We start from the raw sequence: 15,066 nt of genomic DNA, 5'->3' as shown, positions 1-15,066 counted from the left end.
CCACCCGCGTCCTTGACATGTCGATGTGCGGCCTTAAAAGCGAGAAGTCAAAATGGAGTTGATCGCCGGAGCCGTGAACAAGCGCTGGCTGCAGAACCTAGCAGTTCGCCACACTCCCGAGTGCACAGAGGTCATAGCGGCGGTCGCCTACGCAGGTGCGGACAACCTGGAGCTTTTTGAGGTGTGCAAGCGGCACTCAAAGCCTTTAACGTACTACGGTCGCTACGACGAATCTGTTCCTGTGGCTCCGGCTGTCGTGAAGTGGTTCCTTGACCAACGCAACCCGAACTTCACCTGTCGAGTGGTGCCGGACGTTCTTCATGCGAAGGTTATTTGGTGGCTCGGTGTTGGGGTGTACATCGGATCGGCCAACCTCACCAACCGCGCATGGGTTTCTAACATTGAGGCCGGGACATTTGTGACCGAGGAGGAGCTAGCTGGCGGCCCAATGCTGGAGGAGCTGCGTACTTTCTTCGAAGTGACCGACGCAAGGGCTGAAGCGATTGACGATCAGTTCTACCAGCATCTGCTCAGTCTTCAGCGCCAGCGAGTTTCCCTCGACCGAGCAGAGCTCGACTTTAAACGTAGGGTGATACGTCACTTTCCCGAAGGTTCAGGCCTGGTAAGCGTCGACAAAGCCAGAGCGCGGGATCGTGCGTTTGCAGAGTTTCGCCGGCGTTGGCGGGAGTCTCTTCAGGTGCTTAGAGACATCAGCGACAAGGTGGTTCGGGATGAAAACCGCCCCGACTGGATACCCAAAGGCACACCCGCCGGCGCCCAAGCCGACCAGTTCGTTCATGCCTATTACTACCAGTTCGTGGGTGGGCACAAGGGGGGGCACCTCGTCGATGCTGCGCATGCCGAACATCGGCTGAATCCAGCGGCGGCGCTGGATAGAGCGCTGGCTTGGTGGCGTCGTGCCGAGTTCGACAACAAGCAGGAACGTCGGTCTCTGCTTGACTGGGCGCCTCAGTTGAAGGACATGCTGTCTCGAGCCCGAATTCGAGCCCTGAGTAAGGAGGAATTCTGCCACGCGATGTCCATGGTCCACGCGGTCATCGACTACGGGCGCAAGCGCCCAAACTCCGAACTTGGGCTTCCATCTATCCAGCAAGACACCGATACCAAGATTCGCCTCCATGCTGAGCAGCTGTGGGACGCTCGAAGTCCGCAGGGCAAGACCGCCCTTGAGATGCTCGAGCACGTGGTCTGGGGGCAGGGTTCCGTGGAGGAACGAATTTGGGCGGCTGCCCGTACCGACCAATGGCGACTACCGTGGGTCCAGTTCAGCACGCTTGGAGAAATTGTCGGCTGGGCAAGGCCGGATGATTTCCCACCACGAAACGACCGCACGCTGAAAGGACTTCGAGCCTTAGGTTATTCGGTTCGAAGCGTCTGAGTTTGAGGACCGGACCATGCCGACTTTGTGCAATTGGTCTGTGTATGGGGGGCTCTGGCGCTCGTGCGCTGTGACACATGGTGTTGGCGCCGCCGCCGATTTGAGTCACCTACCAAGATTGCTGTTTCCCGCCTTGTTCAGCGAAGTCAAGCCAGAAGCCGCAATCAACCTGACGCACCGGTGCGCCGCCCGAACGGTCTATGGTCGTCGTGCGGCAGTATCCGGCCGAGCTGCTGGTGGCCGTGGTCGCCCCATCCGCCCAAGGCGAAGCGCGCGAGACCAATGGCGTGAGGGCCGTACGGAGATACATCTGCCCAGGTGCGAGGCGATCTTCGGGTAAAAGTGCGAAATTCAAACCATTCCGCATTAGGCGTGTTCTTGACCAATTTCCTGGAGGAGGCGGGCGCCGGCACGACGGAAACTGAAGGTCGCGCCAGCGGTCCTGACGTGGAGACACGGTTATGCGGTGACGACGAAGGAGTTGGTGCGCTGGCGGATGCGGAGCTCAGCGCCGGCGCGCAGCCGTAGACGGATGTCGTCGAAGTGCGGGGTACGCTTGTGCGGTGTGCGGTGTGCGGTGTGCGGTGTGCGGTGTGCGGATGCCGGACTGGGCGGCGTCGGCGCGGACGAACTGTAGAACGGCGACGTGTGCCTGGCCGCCACGGCTGGTCACGCGGAAGCGGGTGGTCGAAGTGCGGCCGGAGCCGGTGTCGAAGTCCAGGGAGAAAAGGATCAAGCCGCGCCGCGATTTAATGCTCAGGCGACCCACGACGTTGCGGGAGCCGGCACGCCAGCCAAACGTCTCACGCACCCGGTAGCCGGCGGAGGCGGCTTGTTCGATGAGTTCGCGCACGCCTGCAGCAGTGGATGCTTTGGCTGCGAAGACATCAACGCTTTCGATGAGCGTTAGCATGGGCGAGTGCGGTATGTTCATACTTTGTATAGCGCAAAACCTCAGCAATGAGCCCTGCCAAAACCAGGCGCAAGAAGGGCGGCGTTCTGGAAGCACAGAACGCCGCAAAACCTTGACTCCAGAACCGCCTCCCGTCGTTCGTCGGACGAGTCGGAGGGACTTCCATCATCGTAAGCGCGGCAGGGATGCGTTGACGGGGGTGATGGGCAACTGTTTTTTTGGGGCTTGTGGGACGGTGACTGGGCTTGCACCGGAGGCGATTTGGTGCCTACGGATATCCTGAAGATGCTTCGGAGGCTGCTACAAAGAGTCTCCTAGAGCCGCTACGGAAGGGACCTGCGCATAGCCCTGAGAAGGGGCTCGAGGTCTCACAGTCCCGGAGACATCCCCATGGCCGGCGCGACAAAACAGCTCGTTAATTGCGACCTGATCTGCAAGCCAGACCGGACGCGGATGGGGCTTGCGGAGGGGCTTTGGTAGCAGTTCGGCAAGCATAGAGATGGAGATGGAAGCATTGATATGCTCCATCGTGAAAACAAATCTTCCCGGGAAGAAATCAAAGACTTATCCGCGAGCCTTGGTTCCTTTGGTTGAGCAACTGCGGAGGGGGGACTGCCTGCGAAGCGACCTGTTGCCAGCGCCAACCAGGGCGGGCAGCAAGCTGCCCGCGCCCAGGCTCGCTGGCCTGGGCTTCGGTGTGGGGCTTGACGAAGTTTTCCATCCCATACTGGAACCACCGCTCGACCTCGCCGCAAGATTTGAGGAAGCCCGCCGTGGCGGGCTTCGTGGAGAGATGCCTACTTATGCCGGCGTTCCTGTGTTGTCTTCACGTCGTACCAGCCGGCCGCATTGCGCAAGCGCAAGCCTGCGAACCCAACCCTGCGTAGTCGAGCTAGATCGTGCAGGCCTAGCGGCCACTAGTTTCTCGAGGTCGTCGCTCAGTATTCGCGCGGCGTGCGGGGGAAACGGCGGTAGCAAGCTCTTAGTCATCGTTGTTCCTCGGTCGCAAGCACATGCTTGCACGCGGTATAGCCCGGCTTCCCCATGCTTGCGACGTCGCGCACCACCTTTCGAAAATCTCCCTGTTAACTTTGCGCTTGCAGAGGCACTGGTTCGTGTCTCCGACTCGTAGATCGACACTGCGACCACCGTCATCCAATTTGATGAAATAGCGATCCGTGAAGTTGCGGTGGTGCCTCTTCAGGATGTAGCGTCGAGCGGCGGTTGGCGGCCCACGACAAGGAGTTTTCTGATGGCGGATAGAAACTTCAATGTGCATGTGACCTCTGACAAGAGCGCAGGACCGCCGAAGTCATGGCTCCAAGAGCACTTCAGTTCCGTGTTGCTCCTGCTGGCTTCCGTCATCGCCGCTGTGTTCGCGATGTCTGAGACAGCCTACAAGTTGTTTGCCAATCAGCCGCCGGTCGCGGCCATCCGCTTAGGGAGCTATGTCTTCGCGGCCGGAGAGTACGCCGACGCCAGGGTTCCTTACTCAGATGACGGTGATGAGGAGGACCTCCACTACACCTGGTGGCTGAAGGACATTCGAGGTGTCACGGAGCTGAAAAGAGGGCTCGGGCCGGACAACGCGATAGTTGTCTTGGGCAAGCTGGCACCTGGGAAGTACGAACTGATCGTCAAGTTGAAGGACAAGAAAAACAGAGGGAAAGTGCACGAGGATCGTGCAACCTTTGAGGTAACAGCGGGGCCCGCGACGCCGGTCGGCACGGTCGCGCCTTCTCCGATGCCATCGGTCAGCGCGCCAGTCGTTAGCGTGGCTCCGAAAGTTCAGGTTTTGAGGCTTAGAGACGATGCCCCAGTTGATTGGAGCGTCCAGCGAGCATCGAAGATTGTGACTAATGGCTACAAACTGACTCTCCGTGCCGAATCCATCGATGAGGATTTGCTCATAGTGTCCTTTGATGGCTCTGCTGTTGCGGGTGAATCGGGAAACCCTGGTCCCCCTGGGCTCAACGGTGGATACATGCAGGCCGGGGGCAGCGGGTTTCCTGGTGTAAATGGCAGGGACGGGACAAACGGGGCTGACGCGAATCCGGTAAGCATTGTGGTGAATGGCGCAATCAACGCGAAGCTCATGATCGATAACAGCGGGCAATCCGGAGGCGCAGGCGGGAGCGGAGGCGACGGAGGGCCAGGAGGTAGTGGCGGTCAGGGGGAACCCTCAAGAAGCGGCTTTCTTGACTGCTCCGCTGGGCCAGGCTACGGCAGCAAAGGTGGAAACGGAGGAAATGGCGGCGTCGGAGGTAATGGCGGCTCAGGCGGAAATGCAGCCAAGGTCGATGTGGCGTCGATGAGCAGAGGGGCGCGCGCTGACGTTGTAGTAATCGGGAAGGGCGGCTCAGGTGGGGCGCCAGGTGCGGGGGGGCGCGGCGGAGCTGCAGGTGCCGGAGGTCCCGAAGGGCAGTCAGGAGGCCGCTGCTCCGCAGCGGGGCGCAACGGAGAGGCTGGCCACGCGGGTATCAATGGCCAGCCCGGACGTCCGGGAAGCTCGGGCGCTTCCACCGCCTTTTAGGGTTCTGGTGCTGGGTGCCGACGCCGATTTGAGCCACCCGCCAAATTGCTGTAGCCGCCTTGCTCAGGCCGAAGTCAAGCCAGAGGCCGCAATCAATTTGGTGCATCGTGGGCGTCTGGCGGCCCCACATTGACGCCGCTCCCGGTACCCGTGCCGCGATAGGCCCGGCGATGCCACGCAGCAGCTACTTGTCGGCTGACGCTCCCGTTGGCCTCAGCGCTGCACAAGTGGCTGCTGGCACAGCGCCAACTCGTGCCGGACGGTTCGGCCACCGCCAAGGCCATCGACTACAGCTTGAAGCGGTGGAAGGCGCTGACGCGCTAGATCGACGATGGCGACGTGCCCATCTCCAACAACTGGGTCGAAAACCAGATCAGGCCAATTGCACTTGGCAGATCGAACTGGTTGTTCGCCGGCAGCCTACGCGCGGGTCAGCGGGCCGCAACGGTCATGGGCTGGTGCACTCGGCCAAGATCAACGGCCACGATCCGTACGCCTATCTCAAGGACGTTCTGGAGCGGCTACAGCCTGCAACCCGGGCAGCCGTGTTCTTGCCAATGCCGCGTGTGGAGAGCCCCGAACCAGCGCCGGACATCCGCATGATTCAGGCAGGGCCCCGAGGCCGTGTCGGTCAACTAGGCGCCTGAGGGCACCGCCGAATGTGCAGGGCTGCAGGAACTGCTGAGCTGATCTGGTTCAACCCAAAGCGGGTGGCGGTGCAGCGTTTGGCGGTGGTTGGGGCCCCTTTTGATAGGTTCGTACTACGTGCGGCAGCCTGGGCTCTGAACAAAGCGACTTGTACGATTGGTCGGCGTCAAAAGCCGCCTAAAGTCATAAAATCTGGCTTGTAAAGCCAGTCTAACTTCGGTAACATGGCTTCAGTAACCAAAGAAGAGGGGTTCACCATGGACATTCGCTACGCTTTCTGGAACAACAAGGGCGGTACGGGCAAAACGAGCCTCGCCTTTCAAGCCATCTCCGGCTATGCCGAGCTGCACCCCACCAAGCGCATCTTGGTGGTAGATATGTGCCCGCAGGCCAATCTGTCTGAGCTCATGTTGGGAGGCTTGAACAACAACGGCAGCACCCGCTTGCTGCAGCAGCAACAAATCGCCCCGCGTCGCACCGTGGGCGGCTATTTCCAAGCACGACTGCCCTCGCCGTACTCCATGCCGCAGATCAATCCGTCGGACTACCTGACCCATCCGATCACGGTGAACCACAGCATGCCGCCCAACATCCACTTGATGTGCGGTGATCCCCTGCTCGAGCTTCAATCCAACGCCGTAAACACGCTCGCCAATAACCAGATTCCTGGCACCGACGCGTGGATAAAGGTTGTCGACTGGCTGAACGATTTCCTTGGGGTAGTCCAGAACAACTACGACACTGTCTTCATCGACTGCAACCCCAGCTTCTCGATGTACACGCAGATCGCCCTGGCAGCGTCTTCGCTGCTGGTTCTGCCTGTCATGGCCGACGACTCATCGCGTCGCGCGCTCCAGAACGCCTTCTCACTCGTTTATGGCCTACAGCTTCCAAGCGCTATTTACGCCGCCTACGCCTTCGGCACGAAGCTAACCAACGCGGGTCGGACGCTGCCAAAGGTGCACCTCATTGCGAAGAATAGGCTGACGCAGTACATGGGCGCTGCTTCCGCCTACAGCGCAGTGTTGGGCGCCATCGACCACGACGTGACGCAGCTGCTGCTTAGCCATCCGCACATCTTCAACTTCGCCATGCCCCAAGACGGATTTGTTGAAGTTCGCGACTTCCAGACTACTGGCGTCGTCGCCTTCGCCAAAGGCCTGCCGTTCTCTCGGCTCGGCACTGGTCGCCAGAGCGTCAACGGGCAGCGCATTGACATCAAACTCGAGTATCTCGAGAACGCCCGCAATGCAATGGCGAGGTTGGTTGCGAAGCTGTAGATCGACGGGCGCCGCTCTGCGTAAAGGGGATTGGTGCGGGGCGTGCTGCTGGTGTTGGTCCGACTGACCTCACGGAGCGCGGCGCGGCGCGGACGCGACGGAAGCGCTCGAAGTACCGGTATTGCGAGGTGGCGGTTCATTGGGCACGGCGTAGCTCTTGAGATGTCGTGAGCAACTGCGCCCGTACCCTCCGCAGTGCTCTGAGGAGCGCATGACAGCAGAACTAAACTGCCGCTCCTACTAGGCCGTTTCCGCAAAGGCTGGAATAAACTACAGTGGTACTCCAGCCCCGACGAAAACGACCCTCTGTGACCGCACTCCACCCGCCCCTCGCGCGCCGCCTTGACTCGATGTCGGCGGTTCTGAGCGCCGTTGCGGCGTACGTGCCTCCGAACTCGGTTTCCAAGCTCGAGCAGGCGGTCTTGAAAGGGGTGAATCCGACCAATGACAAGGCTTTGCTTGCCGCTGTGACGCAAGCCATCCAGGCCGGCCTGGACCCCCTTGGAGACGCCTACTGCGTCATCAACAGCCCTGAGGCTCGCCGAGGTCGCGGGCAGACATTTACGCCCGACTTCGTGGTAGAGGGAATGATGGCGTGGGTGCGCCGGCAACGGCGATCCGTTGCTCGACTGGTGGACCCTGGTGCTGGCTCCGGGCGCTTCACGCTCGCAGCTCTCCGTGCCTTCCCGAAGGCTGAGGCCATCGCGGCGGAAATGGACCCCGTGGTGGCCCTTATCCTCCGAGCAAACCTGGCTGCTGCCGGTTTCTCGCTCCGCGCTGAGGTGCGGGTCGCCGACTTCCGTGACCTCGAACTCGCGCCGATCAAGGGTACGACGCTGTTCCTCGGAAACCCGCCTTACGTCCGGCACCACGACATCGGCGCTGACTGGAAGGCTTGGTACACGAAGACGCTGAGGCATTTCGGCTATGAAGGTAGCCAGTTGGCCGGCCTGCATCTGCACTTCTTCTTGAAGACGTTGGAACTCGGCCGCCCCGGAGACCTGGGGTGCTTCGTGACCGCAGCCGAGTGGCTCGACGTCAAGTACGGCCAAGCGCTGCGTCAGCTGCTCACGAATGGACTTGGTGGCAAGGACATCTTCGTCGTCGACCCCGAGGTTCAGGTGTTTGGCGACGCCATGGTCTCCGCCGCAATCACGGGCTTCTCCCACGCCTCAGATCGCACCGCGCTCCGCTTCGCCGAGGTGGGCAGCGAAGCTCAGCTGCGCAAGCTCACAGCGGGCAAGCCCGTAACGGTGGAAGCAGCAAAGGCCGAGCCCAGGTGGTCATTCTTGGTTAAGGGCGGTCGCGCCGAAAAGCCCGAGGGCTACATCGAGCTAGGCGAGATGTTCAAGGTGTCGCGTGGCACGGTCACTGGACTGAACCGGGTGTGGGTGGCGAGTCCCGGTGCACCAGACCTGCCGAGTCGCTTTCTTGTGCCAGCGATCACCGATTCGACAGACATCACCCAAGCAAAGGCCGGCGTGATCGAAAACGCCAAGGAGCTGCGACGACTGGTGTGCTTGCCGCGCAACCTGCAAGAGCTTGGCAGAGCTGAGCGCACCGCTGTCGAGAGATTCCTTGCTTGGGCTCGAAGCTTGGGCGCGCACGAGACTTACATTGCCAAGCACCGCAACCCGTGGTGGTCACTGAGCGCCAAGGCCGCTGCACCAATCGTGATGACTTACATGGGGCGGAGGCCGCCAGCTTTCGCCCTCAACCAGGCCGGCGCGCAGCTTATCAACGTCGCGCATGGCCTCTACCCGCTTCGCGACTTTAACGAGTCGCAGCTGAGCCGTGTGGTGGCATGGCTCAATGAGAACGTTCAGCAGAGCGATGGGCGGGTGTATGCGGGTGGCCTTACTAAATTCGAACCGGGGGAGGCGATGCGCATTCTTGTGCCCGGCGAGCTTGCCCTCTGACAACAAGAAGATATGCCTGCAAACGACAACGAAGCAGTTATGCCGACAGTATGGGCCGCCGAGCAAATCAAAGAAGACGCAGCTGCCGCTCGAGGTGAATTCCGCTCACGCAGGCTCGATGAACCGCTGCGCGACTACTTGGCGCAGTTCCCAGTAGCGAAGGCCGCAGCTGACGTTGTCGTTTCGAAGCTCAGCGAGGTGCTGACGCCTCCTGTGAACCGGGAGGCCGTCTCCTCGATGGTCGGAAACAAGGCGCAGTTCTCTGCACTGCGCAGTCTGGCTGCCGTGCCTATCAGCGAAGACGACCTGGATACGTTGCTGGACGCCTCGCTCAGCATGACCGCGTTGAAGCGAAGTCAGGAGCTGGCCGACAAGCTTGGGCAGCTGTTGGCCTCCAGCCTCGATCCCAAGCGATTCCCTTGGATAGCAGCTGACCGGACGCCGACCCCGGAGGAGCTCGACTCCGCACAGTTGGCGACGGCCCTTATCACCGCGGTGAGCGCTGTGCAGGCCGGACGACGGGGCGAGGAGAGTAAAGCTCTTGAGGGCAAGGTTGCTGAGATTCTGAACGCAGCGGGCTACACCCAGGTGCCGAAGTTACTAACCGGTATCAAGCGCATCTCGCACTTCCCAGAGACCGGCACGTACATGCGGCAGACCGCGCTTGGCGGTCACAACGCTGACTATGTGGTGCGCCTGTTCGATGGACGCCTCTTGGCTCTAGAGTGCAAGGCATCGAACAGCGCCGTCAACGGCTTCAAAAGGTTGAACAAAGAGGTCGTTGTGGACGCAGGCGACTGGCACCGCGAGTTTGGGCATTCGAGCGTTGTCGCCGCTGCAGCCATCCGCGGCGTGTTCAAGGCGGAGAACGTGGCGGCTGCTCAAGTGCAGAACGTGTATGTCTTTTGGTGGCACAAGATGGAAGCCTTGGCCGAGTTCCTCGCAGCGGCTAGGTAGGTAGCACGAGGCGCCCGTGCGGAATACGATGGAGCCATGACGAACACACGTAACAGGTACCTTGCGAAGCAGCTGCGGGCGGCACTGCGGCGATCCCGCTGGGACGCCGGAACGCTGGCCCGGCGTGCGTACGTGTCAAGGTCTGACATGGCGAGGGCGCTGGTCGGTGATACCAAACTCAGCCTTTACATCTACGAGCTAGTGATGGAGCAGTTCGAGGTAGATTTTGAGGTCACCCGCTGGAGAGCGGCCAGCGACCCGCCTGTCCCGGGAGGGCCGATTGAGACGGTCGTCGATGCTGCGCGGCGTCGCTTGAAGACTCGGCAGTTGACTGAGCTGGCTGGCATCTTGAGGCCTCCGCTCGGCATCGGGCCGGTAAGCGTGGAAGACATGAGGCGGTGATCCGCAGCATCATTTTCACTGATATCGACGACGTCCTTGTCCTGCAGCGGACGGTCGACTTCGACAAACACCAGGCTGCGTCGATCACGCCCAAGACGGCGCAACAGCTGCTGCACAAGCCTGCCGCAGAGGTGCTCGCTGACCTCGTTGGTGACGGCGCCTTGCTCGTCATCACGAGCAACTGGGTGCGCTTCCTCGACCGTGCCGGCTTCCAGCGGATGTTTGAAGGCGCAGGCTACCCGGCTCTCGGCGGTGCGCTGCACGCCACCTGGAGCGCTCCCAGGGCCGCAGCCGGGACACGTCTTGCAGCCATCGACACCTGGCTTGCGGCGCATCATCACGGCGAGCCGTACTTGATACTCGACGACACTGACTCTGGCACCGGGCTGCGCGGCTCTCGGCATGACCTCGACGGACGACTCGTACTCTGCCGTCCCGGCACCGGACTCCACGCTGGTCACCTGCCCGCCATTCGCGCCGCCTTAAAGGTCTTGCCTTGCGGCAAGACTTTCATCCCGCCAGCGCCCTGACTGCCTGCGCCGTGAGGGCCGCTCGCTCACGCGGCCCGGTCTCCCCGCCGTTCACCCTCTTCGTCAGCCCTCGCACATCGCCGTCATCAGCCCTCGCGTTGCATCCGCGCGAGTGCCAAAACCACCCGGCAGAATCCGCCGCGTACGCCGGCTTCACCAGCAGTTCGGGCCACCGCACGACATCCCCCTTGGCCGCCTCGGCGTACGCTAGGTAGTTGCTTCGGCCAGTCAACTGCTTCAGGGCTCGCCCGCGGTACCGCCAGCCGTCGCCGGCAGCTGAGTTGCCAATCCTGCCGCCGTACACGGCCTTGGCGAGCTCCTCGGGGTTCCGGGCGTACGGCTCGGCTGCGCTAAGCGTCTTGAACCGAGATGGCCAGACCTGCAGCAGCCGCTCCGCTGAATAGCTGAGGTTCTCTTCAAGCCGCGAAAGCGCGGCGGATTCGACAGACACTTGGGCTTGGAAGTACGCCGCACGCCGCGAAGTATCAATGCCCCATCACTTCAGAGCATCGTTGATATGATCGGCCCATGATGCTGCGCGGAGCGCCGGGCAGCCCGTGGCTGCGGCTAGCTTGGAGATAGTAAGTTGCATCCCCGGTATAGCCCGTCGCGGAAAAATCTTTCCTCGCGGCAAGGGTTCACCCGCACATCATCCCGGCAAACGCCAGGCGCATGAGAGTCTTGCCGCGAAGCAAGACTTTCTCTTACCGCCTCGGCCGGCGGACGAAGAAAAGCCCCAGCGAGATATGCTGGGGCTTCTGAGTGGGCTTTGCATTGTCCTCAGGCGATAGCTTGCTCGGGGTAACGTTTACGGTATGCCGGCACGTTCGCGCGGTAGTTCCCGGCGACCGACCGGGCGAAGCGTGCTCGTTTTCCAACAAGCAACTCGATCATTTCATGGCGGGTTTGATCCAGCTCGAGCTGTGCTTCGGATACATACGACATCTCTCGGATGGCTTGCTGCTCAACATCCTCCTGGCGTGCGCCCCAGATTTCCATAACTCGTACATACCACAGCGCGTACGGAGTCATTTCCATGCCCTCGGCATGCGCTACGGCGCGCACGTCGGGGAATATGTGGCTAATCCGCCAGCTCGATTCGGTGTCTTTGTAGACGCGCAGGCTCGGTTGATGGCTGGCGAGGCACTCTGCTTGCCGAATCTCGTCTTCAGTTGGCATCGACATCGTTGCCAATTCTGCAGGAGAAGGGTTGCCGAAGCAGATACGCAGGCGGTTCTGGATGTTCCTGATGAATTCCATTTGGTGTGTCCTTGGTTTGTGTTTGCAGCGAGTGCTGCTCACACTCCATATAGCGCCCGGCGCAGCGCATGGACGCTTTGGCGAATCTCGCCCGATCCCGAGCACCTTTCGCTGAGTTACGCACCAGCGGCTTGGACTTGCCGTGCTGAGTAGCCGTGCTGCGGCAAGACTTCCACGTGTAGCAAAAGCCAGGTGGCGTGTAGCAAAAGCCAGAGGCCCGGGCGTTCAGCTCGACGGCGACATCGACCAGCTCGCCGCAGACGAGAAGCTCAAAGGCAAGCTCGCCGACCTGGCCGCCATGGGCATCACAGTGAAGTCGGCGAAGCGCCGGTAGCCGCATGACTCTTCTCTAACGTCGGCGAGCGTGAACACCCTACGCCTCTGCAGCACCCTCGAACCTGCTCAGCCTCCCCCGCGTCGCCGACTTCAGGCCCACCTTCCCCCGATCTTGAAGGTCCACCTTCCCCCGAGCCTCACCGCCCCTCCTGCGCGGCTCCACACCCCTGGAAATCGGACAAGCCATAGGCACCCCTCCGGCTCCGCGCTGGATGGGCCGGGGAGGAGCCACAAGCCCCGCAGGCGCAGCGCAGTGCCCAACCCCCGGGGAGGTGCCTCGCGGGCCCGGCATGGCCATATTGGGGGCTGCTCAGCGCGGTGCTTGGCGCTGCGATAGGGAGGCGCTGTGCTTGGTGCTGGTGTGGAGGCTCAATCGCTCGTCGCCGCGCGCGCGGAACGACTGCCACCCGGTGGCAGTCGTTCCGCTTCGCAGCTCTGCGCCTGCTGATGCAAATTTCCCTGGGGAAATCAGAAAGGGTCTCCGACGCGGTCTGCCCCTGGTTCGGATCAATCCCGGGAAGGCTGTTGCGCTTTTCTCGTCGGCAGGTCTCGTAGCTCGTCGTCGTATAGGCCTGCCTTCACTGATGCATCAACCATCTTTTCCAGGCCCGCGCGCTGACTTGCTTTCAACGCAACTCGCGCACGGTTGACGCTTTCGCTAGAGAAAGTCTGCGCATAGCCGGCAGGCCCTGAGGGCACGCCAAGCTTCCCCTGAATAGCGAGCTTCTGTGCGTACGCCGCCGGGACGTGCAGCAACTCGGCCGCATGTTTCAATGTCACGCGCTCATCCATAACGTCCTCCATAGCTTCGCGCGGAAGCTCTTCATCGGCAGCCGGAAGGCGGCTTTCGATCTTCGCGGTTAGGCTCAGGCTCTGCACTCGGCACCGAAACCGTTCGCCTAGTCGCAGCTTCTTCACCTCCCCAACGGGCATCGACAATTGCACGTTCCGGCCGTACTGATCTTCGCCGATGGCGATGGGGTAGAAGCCTGCGATACGCGTCACGGTGACGTCGATCAGCTCAACTTCATCATCTTTCCGGTCTTTCATTTGACCCGCCGGCGAGGTCGTGTTGGGTGCGGTCATCAGCTGAGTATCCAGGCTAGATGACGGCCTGGCCAGGGCCTGCATAGCGTCCCTTCGGACCCTTCCGCTTGATATGCCATAGCAGCGCGCGGACCCCGAAATCGACCACGGCTGGCCCAGCCCTGGAGGCATTGAGCACCCCTGCCTGCGGCCCGGTTATGGCATGTCCGGATCGGTGATGGGGGCTGAAGGATGGTCATCGGCTGAGTCAATGCTGGCATCAACTACCATGTGCCGGTGGACTTTCTTCCTGCTCACCTGCTACCGGTTGGACTGGACGTGAAATGCGCGAACTGCGGTCGCGTGCATCGCTCGATTTCGCCTGCCACCGCAGCTCGAGACTGCGATCCTGACGCCCTTGGGAGGCTTTCGTACTGTTCGCGATGCGGCGCTCCATCGCGTACTTTCGTGCTTGCGCAGCCTACCGATGCCCCCTCCGGCAGCACGCTCCGGCCGATAGTGATCCGCGCGTAATGTGCGCGGTCTTGCCCTGGGATCGGATGGATCGACTTGGCCTGTAGCGGCGTGGACCACACTCCCAGTAGCAGCCGCCTGCGGCCCCTTTTCGGCATGTCCGAATCGGTGTTGCGGCGCCCAACGAGGCGACGCGTAGGCGCGGGGCTGGGGTGGGGGTGCGGAGGCGCGGAGGGTAGCGACCTGGGGGTGTGGATCGCCTCCGCCCTGGTTAGGACAGGGGACTAAATCTCGCGAGCGGTTGCCCAGGCAGGGTTGAAAAGAGAGCTAAGTGCCTTGTTGAAGACGGTCTCTGAATGAAGCCCAACAGCGGACTCGATCTTCTTCGACTCACCGAAGTCGGCGCTGCTGATCCACACGGTGTCGGGGCCGACGAGGACAGCCTTCGCGTTGAGGTTCGGGTGCAGCGCGATGCGGATGGAGGGGAACTGGGCCTTCAAACTGCGAGCATCCACTTCAGCTTCAGTGCTCGCCAGGATGTAGATGTTGTGAGGCCGCTTGCTCACGATTCGACCGATGTAGTCGAGGTTCGGTAAGAGGCGAGTCATGACCCGCAGAGGGCCCTGCACTCGAGCAAGTTGAGACAGCCGCGTGTTCCAAGTGCTCGCGGCTATCGAAAGCTTTGCATCGTCGCAAGAGAACGCGAACCCGCCGTTGTCGTCTGTGAAAGCCATTGCCAGTCCCTGGGTCAGCATTAAAAAGCGTGCTCAGCACGGCTGTCATTTTCGTCGGTCGTCGTGGCCTCAAACGCCTGAGTTCAGTGGACTTGTTTCGCTCGAAGCAACGCTGACCCGGGCTGAAAGCTGTTCCGCTGATAGACTTCTCTGATCTGTGACAACGATCCGCGGAACAGCTCCTCGAGCGCGATGAGGCGGTGCTGGCTGTCCAGGAACAGCACGGCGAACACCTCGTGTGGGCGGCTGGCCAACTGCAGCTGCAGGTAGTTCTTGACCTGCTGCGGTGCGCTGAACAGCGGTCGTTCCCGCAACTGCTCGGCCAACGCGCGGCGGGCCAGTTCGAGCACGGCCACGAGTTCGGCGCGCTTGGCCGGCCCCAGGCCCTTGATGCGGGCGAGGTCGGCCGCCGTGGCGTTCAGCAGCCCGGCCACGCCGCCGAAGCCCAGCGGCGGCGGTGCGAGCAGCTCGTCGGCCATGCGCAACACGCTCTTGCCCTGGATGCCGGTGCGCAGCAGCAGGGCCAGCAACTCGGCGTCGGCCAGCGCCTGCGGCCCGCGTGCCAGCAGCTTTTCACGCGGCTGGGCATCAATGGGAAGGTCTTTCAGCGCCATGGCGGGGACCCGGCGGGCCGGGTTTTTACAATGGCGCCAGT

Annotated in this window: 12 protein-coding genes and 2 pseudogenes; 8 read left to right on the top strand and 6 right to left on the bottom strand. The window is 61.7% G+C overall.

Features of this window, described 5'->3' with window-relative positions; all coding sequences use genetic code 11:
• Nucleotides 1–52: 52 nt before the first annotated feature.
• Nucleotides 53–1,399, top strand: a complete 1,347-nt coding sequence (locus ASF45_RS35030; protein ID WP_156472830.1) for a phospholipase D family protein — start codon at nucleotides 53–55, stop codon at nucleotides 1,397–1,399.
• Nucleotides 1,400–1,904: 505 nt separating this feature from the next.
• On the opposite strand, the gene ASF45_RS35025 is transcribed toward ASF45_RS35030, so the two are convergent.
• Nucleotides 1,905–2,312, bottom strand: coding sequence for a hypothetical protein (locus ASF45_RS35025; protein WP_156472829.1), 408 nt, complete (start codon nucleotides 2,310–2,312; stop codon nucleotides 1,905–1,907).
• Nucleotides 2,313–3,564: 1,252 nt separating this feature from the next.
• Here ASF45_RS35025 and ASF45_RS35020 point away from each other — a divergent pair.
• The 7 genes and pseudogenes from ASF45_RS35020 (at nucleotide 3,565) to ASF45_RS04200 (ending at nucleotide 10,581) form a co-directional block, all read left to right on the top strand.
• Entirely contained in the window at nucleotides 3,565–4,845 is a 1,281-nt protein-coding gene (locus ASF45_RS35020) for a hypothetical protein (RefSeq protein ID WP_156472828.1), read from the top strand.
• A 216-nt stretch (nucleotides 4,846–5,061) separates the two neighbouring features.
• Nucleotides 5,062–5,492: pseudogene (locus ASF45_RS35955) on the top strand (transposase); the annotation flags it as partial.
• Between the two features lie 258 nt (nucleotides 5,493–5,750).
• Entirely contained in the window at nucleotides 5,751–6,773 is a 1,023-nt protein-coding gene (locus tag ASF45_RS04220) for a ParA family protein (RefSeq protein WP_056657264.1), read from the top strand.
• A gap of 308 nt (nucleotides 6,774–7,081) precedes the next feature.
• On the top strand, nucleotides 7,082–8,692 hold the full coding sequence (locus ASF45_RS04215; protein WP_156472826.1) for a class I SAM-dependent methyltransferase: 1,611 nt from the start codon (nucleotides 7,082–7,084) through the stop codon (nucleotides 8,690–8,692).
• A gap of 12 nt (nucleotides 8,693–8,704) precedes the next feature.
• On the top strand, nucleotides 8,705–9,649 hold the full coding sequence (locus ASF45_RS04210) for a XamI family restriction endonuclease (protein WP_082550787.1): 945 nt from the start codon (nucleotides 8,705–8,707) through the stop codon (nucleotides 9,647–9,649).
• A gap of 36 nt (nucleotides 9,650–9,685) precedes the next feature.
• Nucleotides 9,686–10,051, top strand: a complete 366-nt coding sequence (locus ASF45_RS04205; RefSeq protein WP_156472825.1) for a hypothetical protein — start codon at nucleotides 9,686–9,688, stop codon at nucleotides 10,049–10,051.
• Entirely contained in the window at nucleotides 10,048–10,581 is a 534-nt protein-coding gene (locus ASF45_RS04200) for an HAD domain-containing protein (protein WP_056657254.1), read from the top strand. The genes ASF45_RS04205 and ASF45_RS04200 overlap by 4 nt, the downstream gene beginning before the upstream one ends.
• Here ASF45_RS04200 and ASF45_RS04195 read toward each other — a convergent pair.
• The 5 genes and pseudogenes from ASF45_RS04195 to ASF45_RS04175 all read right to left on the bottom strand — a co-directional run.
• Nucleotides 10,562–11,032 (bottom strand): glycoside hydrolase family 19 protein, encoded by a 471-nt coding sequence (locus ASF45_RS04195; protein ID WP_056657252.1) that lies wholly within the window; start codon nucleotides 11,030–11,032, stop codon nucleotides 10,562–10,564. The genes ASF45_RS04200 and ASF45_RS04195 overlap by 20 nt on opposite strands.
• A 329-nt stretch (nucleotides 11,033–11,361) precedes the next feature.
• A complete protein-coding gene (locus ASF45_RS04190; RefSeq protein WP_056657246.1) occupies nucleotides 11,362–11,841 on the bottom strand; it encodes a hypothetical protein in 480 nt (159 codons plus the stop codon).
• An 843-nt stretch (nucleotides 11,842–12,684) separates the two neighbouring features.
• A complete protein-coding gene (locus ASF45_RS04185; RefSeq protein WP_156472824.1) occupies nucleotides 12,685–13,263 on the bottom strand; it encodes a hypothetical protein in 579 nt (192 codons plus the stop codon).
• 698 nt (nucleotides 13,264–13,961) lie between these two features.
• Nucleotides 13,962–14,411 (bottom strand): hypothetical protein, encoded by a 450-nt coding sequence (locus tag ASF45_RS04180; RefSeq protein ID WP_056657516.1) that lies wholly within the window; start codon nucleotides 14,409–14,411, stop codon nucleotides 13,962–13,964.
• Between the two features lie 86 nt (nucleotides 14,412–14,497).
• Nucleotides 14,498–15,025 (bottom strand): annotated as a pseudogene (locus tag ASF45_RS04175) (UPF0758 domain-containing protein); the annotation flags it as partial.
• Nucleotides 15,026–15,066: the final 41 nt, after the last annotated feature.

Source organism: Pseudorhodoferax sp. Leaf265, from assembly GCF_001422365.1.
GTDB lineage: Bacteria > Pseudomonadota > Gammaproteobacteria > Burkholderiales > Burkholderiaceae_C > Pseudorhodoferax.
Note: the sequence above shows the minus strand (reverse complement) of the source record. Positions and strands in the feature narration are given on the sequence as shown.